Raw genomic sequence first — 19,388 nt, 5'->3', positions numbered from 1 at the left:
ATTTCCTGGGGGGTTTAACGAGCAAGAGGAAATCTAATCGCAATTACAGGCTAGTCATTATCTGAACTAATTCTGTAGATAAATTTTGCTGGCAAGCAGTTTGCTTTGTAAATAATACACCTGCTAATAAATAGATATTTGGAGAATAAAAAGCCATTTGTTCTTTTTGTAATTCTTTAATTCTATTCATTACTTTTGGCTCTGAACTATAATAGCCAAACTTGAGCGGTGAAATGATAAAATTAGCTATACTATACCCTTTTGTTAATGCATAATCAATTGCACCTACAGGATTAGAATAGCTAGAAATCATTGCTAGGACATTTTCATAGCCTAAAGATAGCAGTTGTTTAGTAACAGTAATTCCGTCTATACCACCATGCAAAAATGGCTGATATAATTTATTGTCTAGCGCGGGTAGATAAGGTGGATTTGAGATTAGATAAGTTCCTTGAGGTTTAGCAATGTCAAACAAGGAACGATTGTGGATTTTATATTTATTACTTAGATTGTAAGTTTCTATTTTTTCTCTAGCAACTTCGCAAGACAGTTTGTTAATTTCAAATCCGTGTACTACACCAGCAAAATTTGTCTTCAGTAATGAGTTTATAACTGGACTACCATCACCCGCTCCAAACTCAATAATAGTTTCCGTACCTACGCAGTTGTTCAATATTAAACTCTGCAAGCAATAAGAATAGAAACTTGACTCTTCTGGGCAAAAGAAAATATCTTTTAACGCCTGGGGTGATGTAAGCATTGACATACTGATAAAACTACTAAAACAAACGTACTGTTCTAGCGTTTCTACTGCCATCTACCGTTAGTCTTATACCCAATGGTTACTAAGTAGTTGTGCTTAAGCTAGGCTATTTTTCTCCTAAAATAGTTGATTCTGTAAATATTTTAGACAATCTAGTTCAGCTAGATGCTTGTATAGATAATCACAGAGTCAATTAATATAACTAAATGAGTTTAAAAGATATGTTTGCAGTTTGAGCTTTAGAGTTGGCAACTTATAGCAATAAGCGATCGCACCTATATTAGCAAGCAAGCAAGTGCTAGAAAGCCACAGCAACACGTAAGTAGGAACCATAACTACGCCGATTGCAAACCAAGTATAAACGTGCCACAACATCACTAAAGCAAAAATACTCGCCATCCCAGCCGACGGCAATAGTTGTAGCTTGGGGCGTTGCATCGCTGCAAGCACCATTGTCAACGTAGTAGCAACTAAGTTAGCTGGTACTAAAAAAGCACAAAGACTAACGCAATGGGTACGCGACAACTCGGCTAGATTGGCAAAGTCAAACATCAATTTTTTCGCTTCTTATCGGTAAGACTTATAACATCCTCTCTCTATCTCTTTAATCCTAGTTACTCCTGCTTACATTTATTGACATTTGCGGAGTGCTAGCTAAATTTAATTCTGAGAAATATTAATATCCCGCCACAATAGCCAGAATTACTTATAATTCGACCCTTGAACAAATTATTTGCACTCTGTCAACCCTACGACTGATGTAAATTGTTTGAAAACTGATTTATCTAGTTAATAAAAGTTCATAGTTAAACCAATACAAACTAAGTACAAATAACTATTAGAGGCATTAATGCAACTAAAACCTATAAGTCAACAAGTAGTCGCAATTGTTGGAGCATCTAGCGGCATTGGTAGAGAGACAGCTTTGAGATTTGCCAAAAAAGGTGCAAAAGTAGTCGTCGCTGCTAGGAGTCAGTCAGGGCTAGTATCTTTGGTAGAGGAAATTAAGCAAGCAGGCGGCGATGCAGTGTACGTACTTGCCGATGTGAGCGAATTCGAGCAAGTAAAAGCGATCGCCGACAAAGCAGTAGAAACCTACGGTAGACTTGATACTTGGGTACACGCCGCAGCTACAGGAGTTCTTGCTCCATTTGACCAAATTACGCCAGAAGAATTTAAAAGAGTAATTGACGTTAACCTCAACGGGCAAGCATACGGCGCAATGGCAGCGCTGCCCCACCTCAAAAAAGAAGGGCGCGGGGCGTTAATTCATATATCTTCAGTAGAAGCTAGACGTTCGATTCCCTTGCAAAGCCCTTATTCAGCTTCTAAGCATGGAGTAGAAGGTTTTTTAGAAGCATTGCGCGTAGAGCTTCAACATGAAGGATGGCAAATTAGCGTTACCAACGTCATGCCATCAGTAATTAATACACCCTACTACAACAAAGTGCGTACCAAGTTAGGTGTCAAGCCGACAGGAGTACCGCCATACTACCAACCTAGTATTGTTGCTGACGCAATTTTGTACGTAGCCGAACACCCGACGCGCGACTTTATCGTGGGTGATGTAGGTAAAGTATTGGACGTGATGCAGCGCGTGTCGCCATCGCTAGTAGATAATTTATTATTATTAATTGGCTTTGCCGGACAACGTACTGACGAACCGAAGTCAGAAGATGCGCCAGATAATGTCTTTGAACCGATTGAAGGCTACGACAGAGTAGAAGGTGACTTTGGTAATTTAGCCATACCCACCTTCACTGACTGGTTAGATATGAATCCTCCGCTCAAATGGGGTGCTGTAGCAGCAGCAGCCTTGGGAGTTGCAGCAGTTATCGGCGGGTTATTTCCAGGTAAAGATGCTTAGAATAATTCGTAATTCGTAATTCGTAATTACGGATTGTTTTGGTTGCTGGTTGATAATTGGTGCAAATATATCTTCCTTAGCAGTTAGCTAATTTAATCCCCACGAAGGAGACAAGCTTGCTACTAACTAAGATATTTTCATAGAAACACAGATTGTTGAACCTTAATCCTAGATTCAAGATTAGTTTATCCACAAACAGTATTTAACTGTCGAACAGCCAAAGTGAGGTTTTATATTATGAGTGACGAGCAAAATCAAGTTCTTCCCGAAGAGCCAAGCGAAGCGGAACCTGGTAGAGGTGCGCCAGGTGACAATCACTACGGCGTGCAAACAGCACAAGCAACAGACGTTAATGCTCCAGATGCTATTATCCCATCTAATACTGATACTGAGTTAGATGTAAAGCAATTAGAAGCTTTTGAAGAGCAAGAAGAAGTTGAAGGCGAAGGCTTTACTACTACTGACGGTTATGTAATTGATGAGTCTGGTAGGCTTGATAACTTTGCAGTTGAGCCGCCAATGTATGTAGAAGGCGAAGAACCTAAAATATAAATGTTGTTGGGAGTGCTAGCGCTTAAATAGCCTCCCAGCTTAATTATTTGCAATAGATGTATTTAACTTTGCTAAAGTAGCTAGAGTTTGTAAAATTATAGCCAAATCTATAGAGTCACTTTTCCAGGGGTAAATCTAAATGAGATTACTCCTAAGCCCTCTATACCCTCAGCAAAAGCATTAGAAACTGCGTTTCTCAGGATGTGTTATAGCTCCCGCTCAAATCAGGATTAATTAACGTACTATTTCCTGATTTATACAATCAACGAATTATTCATTCACCAATAAAGGTGTATTTTTGGGTAGCTTTTTCATTGGAATTAGGAATTACATCCATATACAGGAAAATAGCTTTACTTGTATGTGATTTTTCAGTAACGATCGCTTTAATTCCAACTAACTCTGCTTTGTAAGGCAGTTGTTGCATAAATTTGTCATGAGGAATCTGTACGAACTCTCGGTCGTTCCTCCCAATACTGGCGTTCTGCTTTCAACCACTATTCTTTCCCATAACTGATGTCTGCTCGTATTAGTTGACTGTAATCTCTCATAAGGAAGAATAAAGTTTTCCCCTTGCCGTTGTTTTGTGTTACAACTGTAGTATGCATATTACAGGCAAGCCGCGTTGAATGTCTCGGCAAGGATAAATCATGGCGACGTTTAAAGATATTGTTAATTACTATCGACCGTATCATACGATCGCAATTTTTAGTATTGCTGCTGCTAGTATCTTTGAAATTGTCGAGCTAGTGGTTCCTTACGCGATCGGGCAGATTTTGAATGTCTTGTCGCGTCAACCAGTAGATAAGCCTGTTGAAAGTGCGATCGCGCTGTTTGCTCAAGTTTCTGGGTTGCCGCAAAATCAGTTATTTTCAGTTGGCGTATTATTAGGGTTAATCTTTGTCGCTACTGTAGTTAGAGCGCCAATTCAACTTTGGACTACTTGGTGGTTTCATTGGGATATTGCTTTGCGTTCGCGGCGCGATCGGGCGCGTACAACTATTGAAAAGATCCTGACTCTACCATTAGAATTTTACGATGAAAATAACCCTGGACGAATTGCAGGCAGGGTTGCAAGAGGTTTAGAAAACCATACTTGGACGTACCCAGAAATTGCTGGACAATTGATACCCAAGCTGATTCGAGTCTTAGGTATTTTTGTCATTATCCTGCTAATCGAGTGGCGGATTGCTCTACTTTTTCTAGTTTCTTTTGTTGTTATCCTCGGCATCAGTCTTAAAGACTTGAAGCAGTTGACGGAACAAGAACGCAAGCTAGATAAGTACATGGAGAATACTCAAAGCCGAACTTCAGAACTTGTCACTAACATCAAAACAGTAAAAGCTTTTGCCACAGAAGCGCAAGAACTAAAGCGCCAACGCCAGCGGTTAAACCGTGAATTTAAGGTTGTTGAGTACCGTATTCACTTGGGATACATCAAGCTAGCTACTTGGCAAAAAACTATTGTTCAGTTCTGCGTTTTTGTAGTTTTAGGCTTAACTTTGACGGCTACTTTAAGCGGTGAAATTTCGCTGGGACACTTTGTTACTACTTTAACTATCTCTAACATGGCTTATGCAGAGATGGAGCCAATTAACAACCTTGCCGAAATTTTTGCTCGTCGTTATGCTTCAATGTTACGCTTTCACGAATTGATGCAGGAACCAACAGGTAGCGATGCTGCAAGTCTGGCTGTATCTTCCTCTGCTGATACTTACAGTTTTACTGGCAAGTTGGAATTAGTTAATGTTAGTTTTGCTTACGAACCAGAACTACCTGTTTTGCAAGACATCAATCTACTTATCGAACCAAATCAAACTGTAGCCTTGGTTGGGCGTTCGGGTTCGGGTAAATCTACTTTAGTTAAGCTGCTATTTCGCTATTTTGAACCGAGTAGCGGTCAAATACTGATTGACGGTCAAGATATCCGCAGCTTAGATGTTGCTAACTATAGACGAAGACTGGCGATCGTGCATCAGGAAGTAGATGTTTTTAACGGTACTTTGCTGGATAACCTTACCTACGGTAATCGTCAAGCTACGTTTGCACAGGTGCAGGAGGCTTGTAGAATCGCTAGAGTTGATGAAGTAATTGGACAGTTAAGCGATGGGTATTACACTGTAGTCGGCGAACGCGGTGTGAGGCTATCGGGAGGACAAAGACAAAGATTGGGAATTGCTCGCAGTCTTTTAGTTAACCCCGATGTTTTGATATTTGATGAGGCGACATCTAGCTTAGATTATGAGTCTGAGCGATCGATCCAGCTTGCTATGCGATCGATTTTGGGTACTCGGACTACAATCATCATCGCCCACCGTCTTAGTACAGTACGCGAAGCAGATAAAATTGTCGTGTTAGATCGCGGCAAAATTGTGGAAGTAGGCAGTCATGCAGAGTTATTGCGCCATCCAGGTATCTACCGTCGCCTGCACTCTTTGCAAGAAACTGGAGAACTTCTAAGTTAAACCCTTTATCTGCAGTAACATCTTAGTTGCCGCAGCTTTGCCAAATATCTTGCATTTTGCCAAAACTCTGTGTTAATATTATAAATCGTGGATCTCATGGGTCGATGTCCGAGTGGTTAATGGAGACGGACTGTAAATCCGTTGGCTTGCGCCTACGCTGGTTCAAATCCAGCTCGGCCCACCTCACGATTACTTTATGAGTTTTGAGTTATTGGTTTAAAACTCAAAGATATTCACCGCCCGTGTGGCTCAGTGGTAGAGCACATTCTTGGTAAGAATGAGGTCACGAGTTCGATCCTCGTCACGGGCTTTTAGGAATTATTAGCGGGTGCTGGGCGATCTTTTTTCATCCAATAGCCTCTTAGTGGCTTATCAATCTCATAGCCTTTACACCACTTCTCGATCGCTTTACCCGATACGCCAAAATCTTTAGCGATTTGCGTTGTTGGTTTCTCCCATACTAATTTTTCTAGTTCTTCTTTAAAAGGTCGTTCTACTTTCCTAGTATGCACTTTTGCATCTGGGTTAACTTTTCGGGTTTTGAGATCGACTCCAAATTCTTTATAATTACGCTTAGAAGCATTTTCAGTTAAATCTAGAAAGTCTTCCCACCAGTAGAAGAGTGTAGGTGAGTTTGGTATTTTAGTCGCTATATGGCAACCTCCAAATTTAACAGATGGATAAACTACTCAGTCTATATCCGATAAGTACACTGCATAAAATTCAAAGTCGTCAGCTTTATACTTTTTTTGATGATTGCCTTTAGAGTCTGTCCAATAACTAATGTTGTTTACTAAGTTCTTACTTGCGTACTTCGCTTGCATTCGGCAGCATTTGCCATCTCTGTAAGCGATAAAGTCAAAAGGTAAGTGTTCGCATACTACAGCAGTAAAAATTGAGTAAGCTTTAGCTGTTAAGTCGGCGATCGCTTTAGTTGCAGCAATATCCGCTTTGCTTTTTGTGTGGTGCATAAATTTGGCGTAATTATTTATACATTTTAACTGTGTTTCGTAATTGAGATACAGATTAAAATCTCTCTCCAACATCATCTCTAGATAAGTGCGATACAAAAGTATTATGTCTTGCAAAGAAAAACCTTACCTAATGCCATCTGCTATCGATCTGCTACCCCGCCTGCAACTTAAATCAGTACGGCAAAACGGCAAACAATACTATGTGGATAAAAGCCAACGCTCATTACCCAGCGTGACAACAATTCTCAATGCAACCAAACCGCAAGAAGCAAGAGAAAGGTTAATGAATTGGCGATCGCGTCTTGGTACAGAAGAAGCCAACCGCATTTCTACTACTGCTAGCCGCCGAGGAACGCAAACCCACAAATATATTAAACGCTACTTATTAGGCGAAGACATTAGTTGTCCTGATGCTAGTCGTCCTTACTGGGATAGCATTCAACCAGTGTTACAAAATATTGATACAGTTAGGCTGGTAGAAAGCCCTGTCTGTCACCACAAATTAAACTATGCTGGGGTAGTAGATTGCGTTGCTAGCTATCAGGGTATTCCCTGCGTCTGCGAGTGGAAAACAGCAGACAAACCCAAAGGTTCTATAGAGCGATTGTACGATTATCCTTTGCAACTAGCAGCTTACTTAGGCGCAGTAAATCATTCTTATCAAGAGTACGGCATACAGGTATATAGCGTTTTGCTGGCGATCGCAATTCCAGAGACAACAGCCGAAATATACTGGTTAGAGAAAGCAACAATTGAGTTTTATTGGCAGCAGTGGCAACAAAGAGTTGCAGACTACTGGCAATACAGAAAATAACTTGAGACAAAAGCAATTGTTAGTGTAGTGCTTTGTTTAGGAGTATTTATAAACTTATTCGCTGAGATCGTGCCGAAGATAGAAGTATTTGCTACCAGCTTTGTTGCATTATTGCCATTAGTATTCGTAAAAGTATATACAAGGCAGGTAGCTATTAATACCCAAGTTATATCGGACGCGATCGCGCCTCCAAGTCAAAATCTTACGCTAACTCAAGCTCTAAAAAGCGCGGCTGACATTGCTACCTACAGCGCCGACAATGCCCCAAATATAGATATTAGCGGCGCTTTTCCCCAACAAGAATTTGAGCTAATTGCTGAAGCTGGCTTGCTAGCTGCACCCTTACAAAGAGATTTGGGTGGTTTGGGTTTAGGGTTTGATGCTAGCATTACCTACCAAACTTTGACGATCTTAAAGCACATCGGGCGGGGTAATTTAGCTGTTGGACGTATATATGAAGGACACGTTAACGCGCTGCAACTAATTCAGACATTTGGCACTAAAGAACAAATCGAGCAATTAGCTAGCGATGCACGCGATCGCCAAAAAATCTTTGGTGTTTGGAACGCTGAAGCAGAAGACGGAGTAAAAATTATCCCTCTAGCAGATGGACAGTACCGCCTAGAAGGCTCTAAAACCTTTGCTTCTGGGTCGGGGTACGTCGAGCGTCCTTTTGTCAATGGAGCTTTGAGCGATGGCAGTTGGCAGATGTGTATTGTACCGATGGATGAAGTCGCTACAGTCAGCGATCCTGCTTGGTGGCAACCAATGGGAATGCGAGCTACTGCTAGTTATAAAGTAGACTTTACTGGCGTGGAATTAAGTTCAAAATGGCTAATTGGCAAACCAGGAGACTACTTTCAACAACCTTGGTTAAGTGCTGGGGTGATGCGTTTTGCCGCAGTACAATTAGGCGGAGCAGAAGCAATATTTGATGCTACAAGGCAATATCTAAGAGAACTCAATCGCATAGACGATCCCCACCAACAAGCGCGAATTGGTAAGATGGCGATCGCAATTGAAAGCGGTAATTTGTGGCTTAAAGGTGCAGCAGACTTAGTAGCTGCTTACTCGCCGATATTTGGTGGCTACCCAAACCAGGCGCATCCCCAAGCAAAACAATTAGTTGCTTACGCGAATATGGTACGCACCGCAATCGAGCAAATCTGCATGGATGTAATCCAACTATGCGAACGTACGGTAGGTACTCGCGGTTTGCTTCCACCGCATCCGATAGAAAGAATTATTCGCGATTTGACTTTATATCTGCGTCAACCTGTCTTCGATCTAGCTTTAGGCAGTGTTGGACAATACGCTTTAACTGAAAATACCTTAGTTAATGACTTATGGTAGCAATAAATGCATTAACTAACCCCGAAGCATTACCATTACATTTGGTAGATGCGATCGCTTGCACTTCGGCGCTGGTAGTTGCACCGCATCCTGATGATGAGACATTAGGTTGTGGAGGTGCGATCGCTCTATTACGCGATCGCGGTTGCAACATACAAGTATTAGTAATTAGTGACGGTACATTATCTCATCCTGGTTCTTGCAAATATCCCGCTCCCAAATTACGAGCCTTGCGCGAAAGCGAAACAATCTCAGCTTTGGCAGTATTAGGAGTAGAAGCAACAGCAGTTACCTTTCTACGTTTACCAGATGGCGGCGTTCCTACTTACGAACCTGAATTTAGTCAAGCAGTTGCTAGTTGTCGTAACTATTTAACCCAGTTTCCACCGCAACTTATTTTTTTACCTTTGCGCTACGATCCGCATCCAGATCACCGCGCTAGTTGGAAGATAATTTATACCGCCTTAACCAACTTAAATTTATCATCGCGCCTAATTGAGTACCCAATTTGGGATTGGGATGAAACACAACGCGGAAGCTTGCCAAATCTGCCAAGCTGGCGACTAGATATTAGTTCAGTAGTGCAGTTAAAACAACAAGCGATCGCACTTTACCGTTCCCAAACTACTAATTTAATTGACGACGATCCAGAAGGCTTTCGTCTGACAGCAGAAATGCTGGCAAATTTCACTCGTCCTTGGGAAGTTTATATGGACGCAACGATATGAATGAAAACCAACCCAATACCTTACCACCTGATTACTTCGACAAACTCTACAGCGAAGATCCCGATCCTTGGAAGTTTGAAACTAGCGAATACGAGGCAAATAAGTATGCTGCAACAATAGCTGCTTTGCCCAAACAACGCTATTGTTCTGCCTTTGAAATTGGCGGCTCTATTGGCGTGTTAACCGAAAAGTTAGCCCATCGGTGCGACTCTTTGCTGTCTGTTGATGTCTCCAAACTAGCGCAAGATAAAGCAATTAAGCGCTGCGAGAATTTACCGCAAGTACGCTTTGAGATTATGTCTGTACCAGAGCAATACCCAGATGAGATATTCGATCTCACTTTAGTCTCAGAAGTTGGTTATTACTTATGTTGGGAAGACTTAAAAAAAGCCCAACAGTTGATACTACAACACTTAGAACTAGGGGGACATTTGCTCTTAGTCCACTGGACGCTATACGCCAAAGATTATCCACTCTCTGGCGATGAAGTCCACGACTCGTTTTTAGAATTAACTCCTACCCAACTGCGGCATTTGCAAGGTAAACGCGAGGAACAGTATCGGCTCGATTTATTTGAGCGAGTTTGATTTGTCGTATTCTAGAATGCGATCGCATTGCCTAAATATACAAGTGCTTGCCTCACCCTAATGCAGTTTCTATCTGCGTAGCCTACGGCAAGGCTTACGCCTACATCTGCGCGGCAGGTGCTACAAGTCGGCAAAGCCGCTTTGGGCGTACTGCCTTGTACATCTGCGTTCGCACTCATAACCATACAAGCGATCGTATCTTTGCCCTCTTCGCCAGCTATCAAGATACAGGCGCAGATCCCAAATAGCTTGTTTAATATCTACCAACCCCCAGCGCTGCGCCCAAATACCTGCTTGTTGATGTTCAATGCGCTCAAATAATACATTAAATGTCTGCGATTGCCTTAATTCTTGCGCCAGCCAGTCGGCTTGTATTCCTAATGTTTGAGCTAAAACTTCAATTTCCTGGCGATCGCATCTATAACCGTTAAGCATACTCGACCACAGCGATCGCAATTGATAGCGCGATCGCAAACGAGTAACAATTGCTTGGGCAGGTTCAACTAAAAAAGCTTGCTGTTGTTCTCCCATCGCCGTCCATTGGCTTAATTGATTCGACAACCCCAGATCGGCGCGTCCATGCTGTCTTGCTGAAGTCATTACCCGCACCAGAGGACTGTGACGAAAACGGGCATTTACCCGTAATAGAGCCTGGTAAAACGCTGCATCTTCAGGCGTGCGTACAGGTGGTAAACCTCCAGCTTGCTTGTACATCTGAGCCGTGACTGCTAGGCTCGCTCCATAGTGTTGATAGTGGCGGGGAAAAGGATCTGCAGGGTTGGGATCGAGATAAGTTTCTAATTCAGCAATTAGATAGCGGTATCCTACCTCGCGCAGGTGACAAGCTTTGGCGTAAGGAGCTAAATTAGCGCGACTGTAGCGATCGGTAATAATCCTACCTCCAACTGCATCCGCGCCCATAGCTATTTCATGGAGATTTGCTGCAATCCAGGTAGGTGTAACTTCAGAATCGCCATCAGTAGAGGCAATAATCCCTGTTTTGCGTCCTAACGACTCTAAGCGGCGATAAGCTTCATCCATTAATATCTGTCGCACTCTGCCAATATAAGCTTGGGATGGCGGCAGAGTTTTTTCAACTACGTGCAATACTAGCTTGTTTTGCTGGGCAAAGTGACGCGCGATCGCCGCAGAATCATCATTACAGTTATTTGCTAGCAAAATAACTTCATAGCGCGTGGCTGCAAAAGGTTTTCCTGCTAGATCGATTTGATGAGCTAAAGCTGTAAGCGTTGCTGTCAAAGTTTCAGCTTCATTGCGTACTGGAACAATAACGCAGACTTCGCATTCGGGTAAAGGCGGTGTTTTAACTAAATATTCGCTACATGGTTGACTAGAGATGGATTGTGGTGAGTCAGGAAATAGATCGAGGCGCTCATCTCCCATAGCACCTCTTTTGTCCTACCGCAGACATCCGCCAGGTACAGCACATTAGATTTTGTTAAGCTTTATAACTGTGTCTATTTTGATGCTAGAACTTAAAAATAGAATCTGTCCGCTGGAAGATTGATGAGGAATAAATACCAGTAGTTAAGCGTGGCGAAAACCTACCCAATTTGTTTTCTACGCCTACTTGCATTCAAAAACAAACTAACTAAAGTATTAAATATCACTATATTTTTTGCTGCGTCAAGTATATTTGCTTAACCAGTACGACCTCGTAATTCGTAATTAAGAGCAACTAAGTAATTCGTAATTCGTAATTAGGATAGACGCAGTAGTGACCGCTAGAGCAGTTGTTGGGTAGCAGGTGCGATCGCACCTGCTAATTGCTTAAGGATAAAAACCCAACTTAGGTAGTCCTAGAGTTTCATCCCAACCCATCATGATATTTAAACACTGCAAAGCTTGTCCTGCTTGTCCTTTAATTAAGTTATCAATTGCAGACATGACGATCGCACGACCAGTACGCGGATCGACTTCAATGCCGATATAGCAAAGATTGCTGCCGCACGCCCATTTAGTTTGCGGATATACGCCGCGATCGCAAATCGTCACCCAAGGAGAATTACGGTAAAAGGCGCTATATATTGTCGTCAAATCTTCTCCTACCAAGCCAGGATCGCGCAAAGTAGCATAAACTGTAGCCAAAATTCCCCTTACCATCGGAATTAGATGCGGTGTAAATTGGACTGTAACTTCATGTCCAGCCAAATCGCTACAAATTTGCTCAATTTCTGGCGTATGGCGGTGGCGAGCAACACCGTAAGCTCCCAAAGAATTATCTGCCTCTGCTAGCAACATATTAACTTTTGCTTGCCTGCCGCCTCCAGAAGTCCCAGATTTAGCATCAATAATTGCTGTTTCTGGCACGATTAAGCCTTGCTTGAGGAGCGGTGACAGTGCTAGTAAGCTAGCAGTAGGATAGCACCCAGGACAGCCGATTAGTTGACTATCAGCAATGCGATCGCGATACAGTTCGGGTAAACCATACACCGCTTTGCTAGCAATAGTGCGATCGTTGCGTTCTTTACCATACCAAGTTGTATAAGTTTCTAAATTAGTAAAGCGGTAATCGGCAGAAAGATCCAACACCTTGCAGCCTTTTTCGATTAAAACTGGTGCGATTTGACAAGCTAACCCATTTGGCAAAGACAGAAAAACTACCTCACAACGGCTAGCTATTACTTCTGGGTCTACTGCTTCTATCTGCTGACGGACAATATGACCTAAATGAGGGTAGAGATCGGCAAAAGGCTTGCCAGCACTGCTTTCACCACCTAAATAAGCAAGCTCTACACCTGGATGATCCATTAACAGCCGGATTAGCTGCACTCCACCATACCCCGACGCGCCAACAATCCCAACCGATACGCGCCTCATATCACCCATAATTATTAACCTTTAAGAGATTTAACTAAAAAATTCAACTTTTGCTGAATTCTATATCAGGTTGCGTTTTTATGGGCGAAAGTTTTTGTCAAAAACTGACAATAGCTTGAAGTAAAATTGTATTAGTTATTACTACAATCTTTTACATTATAATTCTCTGAAAATTAGCAATCAAACCCAAAATTGCTGATTCTATTTCTTTCTCCCTTGTCCCCTTGTCTCCTTGTCTCACCAAAATAATAGATTGCAAAAGTCAAGGTTATCTCTGTATCTGTGAGAAACAAGCTACAATCAAATTAATCCAAGCTTAAAAAAACTTTACGGCTTCCTATACTTGAAAGACTCTGTGCAACAGCCTAAGACCGCCACAAAACAACCATTCCAGTTTGATTCTATCGAAGACGCATTAGTAGACCTCAAAGCCGGACGTAGCCTAGTAGTAGTCGATGATGAGAGCCGAGAGAATGAGGGTGACTTAATATGTGCCGCGCAGTTTGCTACGCCAGACACGATCAATTTTATGGCAGTAGAAGCGCGGGGATTAATTTGTTTAGCAATGACAGGCGAGAGATTAGACGAACTCGATCTGCCTTTAATGGTTAGCAACACTACAGATAGCAACCAAACAGCTTTTACAGTTAGTATTGACGCTTCTCCAGCTTTGGGGGTAACTACGGGTATTTCCGCCGAAGATCGCGCCCGTACTATCCAAGTTGCGATTAATTCAGCAACAAAATCTACAGATTTACGCCGCCCTGGACACATATTTCCCTTGCGTGCTAGAGAAGGGGGAGTGTTAAAACGGGCAGGACATACGGAAGCAGGTGTAGACTTACCACAATTAGCGGGTTTATATCCAGCAGGAGTAATTTGCGAAATTCAAAACCCCGATGGTTCGATGGCGCGTCTGCCACAATTAATTGAGTATGCCAAAACTCATAAATTAAAAATTATCAGCATCGCTGACTTAATTAGTTACCGTCTTAAATACGAGCGCTTTGTGCGCCGCGAGACAGTTACTAAACTACCAACTCAATTTGGACAGTTCCAGATTTACGCATACCGCAATACGCTAGATGATTCCGAACACGTAGCGATCGTTAAAGGCGAACCTGCTGATTTTGCCGATCGCACTGTCATGGTACGGATGCACTCAGAATGCTTGACAGGAGATGCTTTAGGTTCGTTGCGCTGCGATTGCAGAATGCAGTTGCAAGCAGCCTTGAAAATGATTGAAAATGCTGGCTCTGGGGTAGTAGTGTATTTGCGCCAAGAAGGGCGAGGAATTGGCTTAATTAACAAGCTAAAAGCCTACTCGTTGCAAGATATGGGACTAGATACGGTAGAAGCAAACGAGCGCTTGGGATTTCCTGCCGATTTACGTAATTATGGTGTAGGAGCGCAAATTTTAAACGACTTAGGCATAGAGAAAATTCGCCTGATTACCAATAACCCGCGTAAAATAGCTGGCTTAAAAGGCTACGGCTTAGAAGTAGTCGATCGCTTACCGTTATTGATAGAAGCAACTGACTACAACTCTATATACCTAGCAACCAAAGCCGAAAAGCTAGGTCATATGCTATTGCAGACATATCTAGTAACTGTCGCAATTCACTGGAAAGACGAACCTTTATCCGTTACCGAGCGCTACGATCGCCTAGAAAAATTGCGGCATCTAGCTAGAGATCGTCATTTATTATTGCAGGAAGAAGCAAGACCTGTAGCGATCGCTTTATTTAGCGAACCATCATTAACAGTGCATTTAGGCTTCGATCAAGCAAATATTGCATCTGCGGACTGGTACAAACACAAAAACCATCCATACTTGAGTGCGATATCTCAAATCCTAGACGATTTAGCAAACTGGGATTCGTTGCAACGCTTAGAATTTCTCATCTCCCCAGGTAGCGATCCATTAACCAGCCTACAAGTAAATGTAGATCGGCAAATTCTAGATTCAAACAGCCTCCCGTCAGCTATTTGCGATCGCTTACAAACTCAAACAATCTACTGCTTTGGCTGTTGAAAGTAGGGTGCGTTGCAAATCGACGCACCCTACTACTTAATTTACTACGTAGGCAGATTGCAGCGCCCAGACAATGAGAGCTGCGATCGCACCCAAAAGCAGAGTAGTTGAGATCGCCACTGCTTTGGGCGTATCTGCGCCCTTGAACTTCATAATTCCCCGATTCAAGTCTGACATAAGGCGATTAACTCCTCTATCGCTAGATTTCTAATCTGTCCGACTTTATTTTAGTCTCTCTAAACAGTAACGATGTCGCAAGTCAGAAAATTATTTTCTAATTCTGATTGCTTCCAAGCACGACCATCCAAAGCCATTTGCTCGATTAAACTTGCGATCCGCAAAGCTTTTAAAGCTTGCTCTCCACCTACAGAAGGCTGATTGCCGCCTCTAACACAGTTGACAAAATGCTCTAATTCTGCATGGAGAGGCTCAATATTACTGGTATATACTTTTTCAATCAAACCATCTTGACGATAAAGCACCTGACCGTAGTCTGTCATGTAGTTAGCAGTTGTCTGACGGTGAATCAAAATTTCATTGTTGAGAAAATCTGCTTCTGTCATCGAATTTTTACAATGAGCAGCAATGCGGCGAATTTTACGGTGCGTGACTTTGCTAGCAGTAAGAGTAGCAACAATCCCATTGGCAAAACCAATCGTTGCCGTAACGTAATCTAAATAAGGACGTGGCTTGTTAGCTATGGATATATTTAAAGATTCATTCGTACACGCGCGACTACCACTAGCAGTTAGCTTAACTACAGGTGCAGCAGCTAGTTCCAAAAGCAAATCGATATCGTGGATCATCAAATCCAAAACTACCGATACATCATTAGCGCGATCGGAGTAAGGACTCATCCGGTGAGCTTCTATCGCTAGCAACTGCTCAGTTTTCAGCACTTTGCTTAGTTCTTGGAAAGCTGGGTTAAAGCGCTCGATATGACCTACTTGAAGAATGCTTTGAGATTGAGCCGCCGCATTTACTAATGATTCTGCTTCCGCAATACTAGCTGCGATCGGCTTTTCAATTAAGACATGAACACCTGCTTGCAAGCAATCCATTCCTACAGAATGATGCAAGTAAGTGGGAACAGCAATGCATACTGCATCTACATGGGGCAGCAAGTCGCGGTAATCTTCAAAAAAACGGACTCGGTACTTGCTAGCAATATCGAGTCCTCTTTCTACATTGATATCAGACACGCCTACAAGTTCGACATCTTTGAGCAAACTGAGTACGCGAGTATGATGCTGTCCCATATTGCCCACCCCGATCGCACCAATGCGGATCGGTTGAGGCTGATTGCGCTGCACGTGAACGTTTTTCTGTGGCATAGATATGCTATTTTCCACTCCTTGTCTTCTCCTCAACCACCAAAAGATAGAAACGCCAAAAACTGGCGTGTATATTCAGTTGCTAACTCTAGAGCGCCGTAGGTCATCCAGATAGTAACATAGTGCTTATATTTATAAAGAATCTCAAAATTAGCTTAAGTTCCTTGTAGTATGTAATATTTTCGGCACTGAATAATACTGCCTATAGTGTTATGTTTGCTGTTGCCTTTATGGGCGGTGTTATGTGTCAGTTTGTTGCCCGTCCATTGGTTGGGGGAGCAGGGGAGATAAGGGGGAATACAGGGGGATCGATCTTGACCGAAAAGTAGAGGAAGTTATCGATTTGCATGAGTAAAAATTCCAGTGATGCAACTAGAGAATTTTTATGCGCGTTCATCACCTTAATTGCGGTTGTATGTGTCCACTTGGTGGGTCGCTGTTCGATGGCTTTAGTCGCGGTTTGACTGCTAGGCTTGTCTGTCATTGCTTGCTTATTGAAACTAATCGAGGGCTAGTTTTAGTAGATACTGGCTTTGGTCAACAAGACGTTCAAGCGCCGTACTCGCGGCTTAGTCCTTTCTTTATCTATCTCAATAACATCCAGTTCGAGCGCAAATATACGGCAACAGGTCAAATCGAGCAATTAGGCTTTAGTCCGCGCGACGTGCGGCATATCGTACTTACTCACCTCGATTTCGACCATGCAGGCGGTCTAGAAGACTTTCCCGCAGCAACCGTTCACGTTATGCAGTCTGAAGCTGAAACAGTAAAAGATCGGCAAGGCTTTATTGCTAGTCAGCGCTATCGCCCTAGTCAGTGGGATGAAGTCGAACGCTGGAAATATTATTCTAGTGGCGGCGAACCTTGGTTTGGCTTTGAAGCAGTACGCGACCTTGAGGGCTTACCACCAGAAATTTTACTCATTCCCCTCGCTGGTCACACGCACGGTCATGCTGGCGTTGCTATCAATACGCCGGAGGGCTGGCTGCTGAATGCAGGGGATGCTTATTTCTATCGCCACGAAATGGCTGCTCAATACCGCTGTACTCCAGGTTTACGCGCTTACCAGTGGATGATGGAGGTAAATAGGGAGGCGCGTTTGTATAATCAACAGAGATTGCGGGCATTATCGCGCGATCGCAATTCTGAGGTGCGAATGTTTTGCAGCCACGATGCAATTGAGTTGGAAACGTTTGCTAAATCTTTCTCTGCCGCTCTCTAAATATCAATGGCATGAAGATTTCCTATAGCTAAAAGTTAGGGAGCGATCGCGGTCGTGTCGTTCGTTAAAATCAACATTATTCGCTCCCGATTAAGGCACGATGCACCCACGAATACGCCACAGAATGTAGAGGTGATAGAGTGTTGCTTTCACCCTGAACCCGCTTTGATAAAACTGTCATCTAGTACACCATTCAAACTCCTACTTTAGTTACTAGGCAAGCACCTTAGACATAAGTCATTATATTGAGATATATTAATTAGTACGCTAAATTTTTTAGTAAATAAACGGACGGGCGATCGTGGGTAAAACTAGAGATGTCGATGAGAATCACAAAGTTAATCCCGAAACGGAGGAGCCTCAAAGTCATGGACTCAACGGTAAAGATCTAGAAGTTGTTACAACTGGCGACCTATTTGCTGCAATGTTGAATTCTTTGCCTCAAGAATATCAATCTGAGGAAGATTCAAAGAGTTTCACGACAAGAAGAGAAAAGGGCAATGGTTATCATGCTGAGGAAGAACTAGGGAGTGTTACAACTGGCGATCTGCTTGCTAGTATGCTCAATTCTATCCCCCAGGGATATCAGTTTGAAGAACAAGAGGCAGAGACACCAGCAAAACCACCGTTTGGCGATCGCCAACGCGGATGGTTAGCTCCTTTATTGCTTGGTACGGGACTAGGGCTAGGTTTAGCAGGGTTAGGCTTTTTTGTGTTGCCTCGTCGTCCGCAAGCAACCCCGCCTGCTGTCACTCAACCGCAACAATCAACTGCGCCCAGCCTCAGCGTTACTATTGCACCAGCAACAATTACTCGCGTTGCCCGCACGCTCAATACTACAGGCACAGTCAGCGCTCGCGACCTTATACCAGTATTACCACAAGCTACAGGATTGCAAATTCAGCAAGTATTAGTAGATGAGGGCGATACTGTTAAGCAAGGACAGACATTAGCTGTTTTGGATAACTCAGTATTGAGAACTCAAATCGACCAAGCTAAAGCCGAGGTAGAGTCAAAACGAGCCGTAGTCAGGCAAAGGCAAGCTGCATTAGCTCAATCTCGTGCCACTTTGGCAGAGGCAAGAAGTAATCTAGAGCGTTACAGGCAATTAGCAGACCAAGGAGCAGTTAGCCGCCAGGAATTTGAAACTCGTGCTACTACAGCAACAACAGCAAGCGAAGCTGTCAGCGTTGCTCTAGCAAATATTAGCAGCGCTGAAGCTGACGTGCAAAGTAGTATTGCTAGCGTCCAACAGTTGCAAACTCAACTATCACAAACTTTAGTCCGCGCTCCTGCAAGCGGGACTATTGCCGAACAAAGCGCGCAAGTTGGCGATGTAGCCAATGGTACGCAGAAAATCTTCTCAATCATTCAAAATGGCGCTTTAGAACTGCAAGCCCAAGTACCTGCAACACAATTACCTCAAGTACAAGTCAATGCGCCTGCGGTAGTTACTTACGACCCAGATCCCCGCGTACGTCTCCAAGGCACAGTTAGAGAAATAGCGCCTTTGGTAGATCCGCAAAGCCGCGAAGCCACAGTCAGAATTAGCTTACCATCTACATCATTGCTGCGATCGGGAATGTTTGCTCGTGCCGCAATTACTACTGCGACTGTACCAGGCATTACCGTACCTGCCAAAGCTGTGTTGCCGCAAACAGATGGTAGTGCTACCGTTTTTGTTTTAGGGGCTGATAATACAGTCCAAGCTCGGAAAGTAGAAGTAGGCGAAGTTGTTAGTAATGGCAACGTAGAGATTCAAAACGGCTTAAAAGCAGGCGATCGCGTTGTAGTTGCTGGTGCTGGCTATCTCAAAGATGGCGACAAAGTACAAGTAGTAGAAAAATAGCTAA

The 19,388-nt window shown here is 43.1% G+C and carries 19 protein-coding genes and 2 tRNA genes; 12 read left to right on the top strand and 9 right to left on the bottom strand.

The window, feature by feature from the left end:
- Positions 1-43 precede the first annotated feature (43 nt).
- Both UH38_RS09825 and UH38_RS09820 read right to left on the bottom strand, forming a co-directional pair.
- Positions 44-760 carry a class I SAM-dependent methyltransferase gene (locus tag UH38_RS09825; RefSeq protein WP_045054515.1) on the bottom strand — a complete coding sequence of 239 codons (717 nt, stop codon included), beginning with the start codon at positions 758-760 and terminating at the stop codon, positions 44-46.
- A 192-nt stretch (positions 761-952) separates the two neighbouring features.
- The gene (locus UH38_RS09820) at positions 953-1,315 is read right to left on the bottom strand and encodes a hypothetical protein (protein WP_045054457.1); all 363 of its coding nucleotides are present in this window, start codon (positions 1,313-1,315) and stop codon (positions 953-955) included.
- Positions 1,316-1,613: 298 nt separating this feature from the next.
- Between UH38_RS09820 and UH38_RS09815 the strand changes: the two genes are divergently transcribed.
- Together UH38_RS09815 and UH38_RS09810 are read left to right on the top strand one after the other, a co-directional pair.
- A complete protein-coding gene (locus UH38_RS09815; protein ID WP_045054456.1) occupies positions 1,614-2,630 on the top strand; it encodes an SDR family oxidoreductase in 1,017 nt (338 codons plus the stop codon).
- 237 nt (positions 2,631-2,867) lie between these two features.
- Positions 2,868-3,182: a hypothetical protein gene (locus UH38_RS09810; RefSeq protein WP_045054455.1), complete on the top strand. Its 315-nt coding sequence runs from the start codon at positions 2,868-2,870 to the stop codon at positions 3,180-3,182.
- 274 nt (positions 3,183-3,456) lie between these two features.
- Here the strand turns inward: UH38_RS09810 and UH38_RS26730 are convergent, their stop codons facing one another.
- On the bottom strand, positions 3,457-3,609 hold the full coding sequence (locus UH38_RS26730) for a hypothetical protein (RefSeq protein ID WP_160295947.1): 153 nt from the start codon (positions 3,607-3,609) through the stop codon (positions 3,457-3,459).
- A 223-nt stretch (positions 3,610-3,832) separates the two neighbouring features.
- Between UH38_RS26730 and UH38_RS09805 the strand changes: the two genes are divergently transcribed.
- The 3 genes from UH38_RS09805 (at position 3,833) to UH38_RS09795 (ending at position 5,957) form a co-directional block, all read left to right on the top strand.
- Entirely contained in the window at positions 3,833-5,647 is a 1,815-nt protein-coding gene (locus tag UH38_RS09805) for an ABC transporter ATP-binding protein (protein WP_045054454.1), read from the top strand.
- Between the two features lie 98 nt (positions 5,648-5,745).
- Positions 5,746-5,828, top strand: a tRNA-Tyr gene (locus UH38_RS09800).
- A gap of 57 nt (positions 5,829-5,885) precedes the next feature.
- A tRNA-Thr gene (locus UH38_RS09795) sits at positions 5,886-5,957 on the top strand.
- A gap of 1 nt (position 5,958) precedes the next feature.
- On the opposite strand, the gene UH38_RS27190 is transcribed toward UH38_RS09795, so the two are convergent.
- Positions 5,959-6,159, bottom strand: coding sequence for a hypothetical protein (locus UH38_RS27190; RefSeq protein WP_200892372.1), 201 nt, complete (start codon positions 6,157-6,159; stop codon positions 5,959-5,961).
- A 177-nt stretch (positions 6,160-6,336) separates the two neighbouring features.
- Complete coding sequence (locus UH38_RS27185; RefSeq protein ID WP_200892371.1) at positions 6,337-6,618, bottom strand: group I intron-associated PD-(D/E)XK endonuclease; 282 nt, start codon at positions 6,616-6,618, stop codon at positions 6,337-6,339.
- Positions 6,619-6,751: 133 nt separating this feature from the next.
- Here UH38_RS27185 and UH38_RS09785 point away from each other — a divergent pair, with 133 nt between their 5' ends.
- The 4 genes from UH38_RS09785 to UH38_RS09770 all read left to right on the top strand — a co-directional run bounded on the left by UH38_RS09785 (position 6,752) and on the right by UH38_RS09770 (position 10,103).
- The gene (locus UH38_RS09785; protein WP_045054514.1) at positions 6,752-7,435 is read left to right on the top strand and encodes a PD-(D/E)XK nuclease family protein; all 684 of its coding nucleotides are present in this window, start codon (positions 6,752-6,754) and stop codon (positions 7,433-7,435) included.
- Between the two features lie 168 nt (positions 7,436-7,603).
- Positions 7,604-8,788, top strand: coding sequence for an acyl-CoA dehydrogenase family protein (locus UH38_RS09780; RefSeq protein WP_407640446.1), 1,185 nt, complete (start codon positions 7,604-7,606; stop codon positions 8,786-8,788).
- Positions 8,782-9,516 carry a PIG-L deacetylase family protein gene (locus UH38_RS09775; protein ID WP_045054453.1) on the top strand — a complete coding sequence of 245 codons (735 nt, stop codon included), beginning with the start codon at positions 8,782-8,784 and terminating at the stop codon, positions 9,514-9,516. The genes UH38_RS09780 and UH38_RS09775 overlap by 7 nt, the downstream gene beginning before the upstream one ends.
- Positions 9,513-10,103 (top strand): SAM-dependent methyltransferase, encoded by a 591-nt coding sequence (locus tag UH38_RS09770; protein ID WP_045054452.1) that lies wholly within the window; start codon positions 9,513-9,515, stop codon positions 10,101-10,103. The genes UH38_RS09775 and UH38_RS09770 overlap by 4 nt, the downstream gene beginning before the upstream one ends.
- 120 nt (positions 10,104-10,223) lie before the next feature.
- Here the strand turns inward: UH38_RS09770 and UH38_RS09765 are convergent, their stop codons facing one another.
- Positions 10,224-11,507, bottom strand: a complete 1,284-nt coding sequence (locus tag UH38_RS09765) for a glycosyltransferase (RefSeq protein ID WP_072044905.1) — start codon at positions 11,505-11,507, stop codon at positions 10,224-10,226.
- A gap of 387 nt (positions 11,508-11,894) precedes the next feature.
- Positions 11,895-12,953: an N-acetyl-gamma-glutamyl-phosphate reductase gene (gene argC, locus UH38_RS09760; RefSeq protein ID WP_045054451.1), complete on the bottom strand. Its 1,059-nt coding sequence runs from the start codon at positions 12,951-12,953 to the stop codon at positions 11,895-11,897.
- Positions 12,954-13,299: 346 nt separating this feature from the next.
- On the opposite strand from argC, the gene ribBA reads away from it, so the two are divergent.
- Positions 13,300-14,979, top strand: a complete 1,680-nt coding sequence (ribBA, locus tag UH38_RS09755) for a bifunctional 3,4-dihydroxy-2-butanone-4-phosphate synthase/GTP cyclohydrolase II (RefSeq protein WP_045054511.1) — start codon at positions 13,300-13,302, stop codon at positions 14,977-14,979.
- A gap of 36 nt (positions 14,980-15,015) precedes the next feature.
- Here the strand turns inward: ribBA and UH38_RS27180 are convergent, their stop codons facing one another.
- Entirely contained in the window at positions 15,016-15,156 is a 141-nt protein-coding gene (locus UH38_RS27180; RefSeq protein WP_045054450.1) for a hypothetical protein, read from the bottom strand.
- Between the two features lie 59 nt (positions 15,157-15,215).
- Positions 15,216-16,313, bottom strand: coding sequence for a Gfo/Idh/MocA family oxidoreductase (locus UH38_RS09745; protein ID WP_200892377.1), 1,098 nt, complete (start codon positions 16,311-16,313; stop codon positions 15,216-15,218).
- Positions 16,314-16,698: 385 nt separating this feature from the next.
- On the opposite strand from UH38_RS09745, the gene UH38_RS09740 reads away from it, so the two are divergent.
- Together UH38_RS09740 and UH38_RS09735 are read left to right on the top strand one after the other, a co-directional pair.
- Positions 16,699-17,535: an MBL fold metallo-hydrolase gene (locus tag UH38_RS09740; RefSeq protein WP_045054449.1), complete on the top strand. Its 837-nt coding sequence runs from the start codon at positions 16,699-16,701 to the stop codon at positions 17,533-17,535.
- A gap of 301 nt (positions 17,536-17,836) precedes the next feature.
- Positions 17,837-19,384, top strand: coding sequence for an efflux RND transporter periplasmic adaptor subunit (locus tag UH38_RS09735; protein WP_063124292.1), 1,548 nt, complete (start codon positions 17,837-17,839; stop codon positions 19,382-19,384).
- Positions 19,385-19,388 lie beyond the last annotated feature (4 nt).

The sequence above is a fragment of the Aliterella atlantica CENA595 genome (genome assembly GCF_000952155.1).
Taxonomy (GTDB): domain Bacteria; phylum Cyanobacteriota; class Cyanobacteriia; order Cyanobacteriales; family Chroococcidiopsidaceae; genus Aliterella; species Aliterella atlantica.
This window is presented reverse-complemented; position numbering and strand designations above follow the sequence as displayed.

Excerpts from the sequence above, each read along its gene's own strand:
- UH38_RS09810 (WP_045054455.1), top strand. The coding sequence starts at position 2,868 with ATGAGTGACGAGCAAAATCAAGTTCTTCCCGAAGAGCCAAGCGAAGCG.
- UH38_RS09740 (WP_045054449.1), top strand. The coding sequence starts at position 16,699 with ATGCGCGTTCATCACCTTAATTGCGGTTGTATGTGTCCACTTGGTGGG.
- UH38_RS09775 (WP_045054453.1), top strand. The coding sequence starts at position 8,782 with ATGGTAGCAATAAATGCATTAACTAACCCCGAAGCATTACCATTACAT.
- UH38_RS09745 (WP_200892377.1), bottom strand. The coding sequence starts at position 16,313 with ATGCCACAGAAAAACGTTCACGTGCAGCGCAATCAGCCTCAACCGATC.
- UH38_RS09770 (WP_045054452.1), top strand. The coding sequence starts at position 9,513 with ATGAATGAAAACCAACCCAATACCTTACCACCTGATTACTTCGACAAA.
- UH38_RS09815 (WP_045054456.1), top strand. The coding sequence starts at position 1,614 with ATGCAACTAAAACCTATAAGTCAACAAGTAGTCGCAATTGTTGGAGCA.
- argC (WP_045054451.1), bottom strand. The coding sequence starts at position 12,953 with ATGGGTGATATGAGGCGCGTATCGGTTGGGATTGTTGGCGCGTCGGGG.
- UH38_RS09765 (WP_072044905.1), bottom strand. The coding sequence starts at position 11,507 with ATGGGAGATGAGCGCCTCGATCTATTTCCTGACTCACCACAATCCATC.
- UH38_RS27180 (WP_045054450.1), bottom strand. The coding sequence starts at position 15,156 with ATGTCAGACTTGAATCGGGGAATTATGAAGTTCAAGGGCGCAGATACG.
- UH38_RS09825 (WP_045054515.1), bottom strand. The coding sequence starts at position 760 with ATGCTTACATCACCCCAGGCGTTAAAAGATATTTTCTTTTGCCCAGAA.
- UH38_RS09785 (WP_045054514.1), top strand. The coding sequence starts at position 6,752 with ATGCCATCTGCTATCGATCTGCTACCCCGCCTGCAACTTAAATCAGTA.
- UH38_RS27185 (WP_200892371.1), bottom strand. The coding sequence starts at position 6,618 with ATGCACCACACAAAAAGCAAAGCGGATATTGCTGCAACTAAAGCGATC.
- UH38_RS09820 (WP_045054457.1), bottom strand. The coding sequence starts at position 1,315 with ATGTTTGACTTTGCCAATCTAGCCGAGTTGTCGCGTACCCATTGCGTT.
- UH38_RS09805 (WP_045054454.1), top strand. The coding sequence starts at position 3,833 with ATGGCGACGTTTAAAGATATTGTTAATTACTATCGACCGTATCATACG.
- UH38_RS26730 (WP_160295947.1), bottom strand. The coding sequence starts at position 3,609 with ATGCAACAACTGCCTTACAAAGCAGAGTTAGTTGGAATTAAAGCGATC.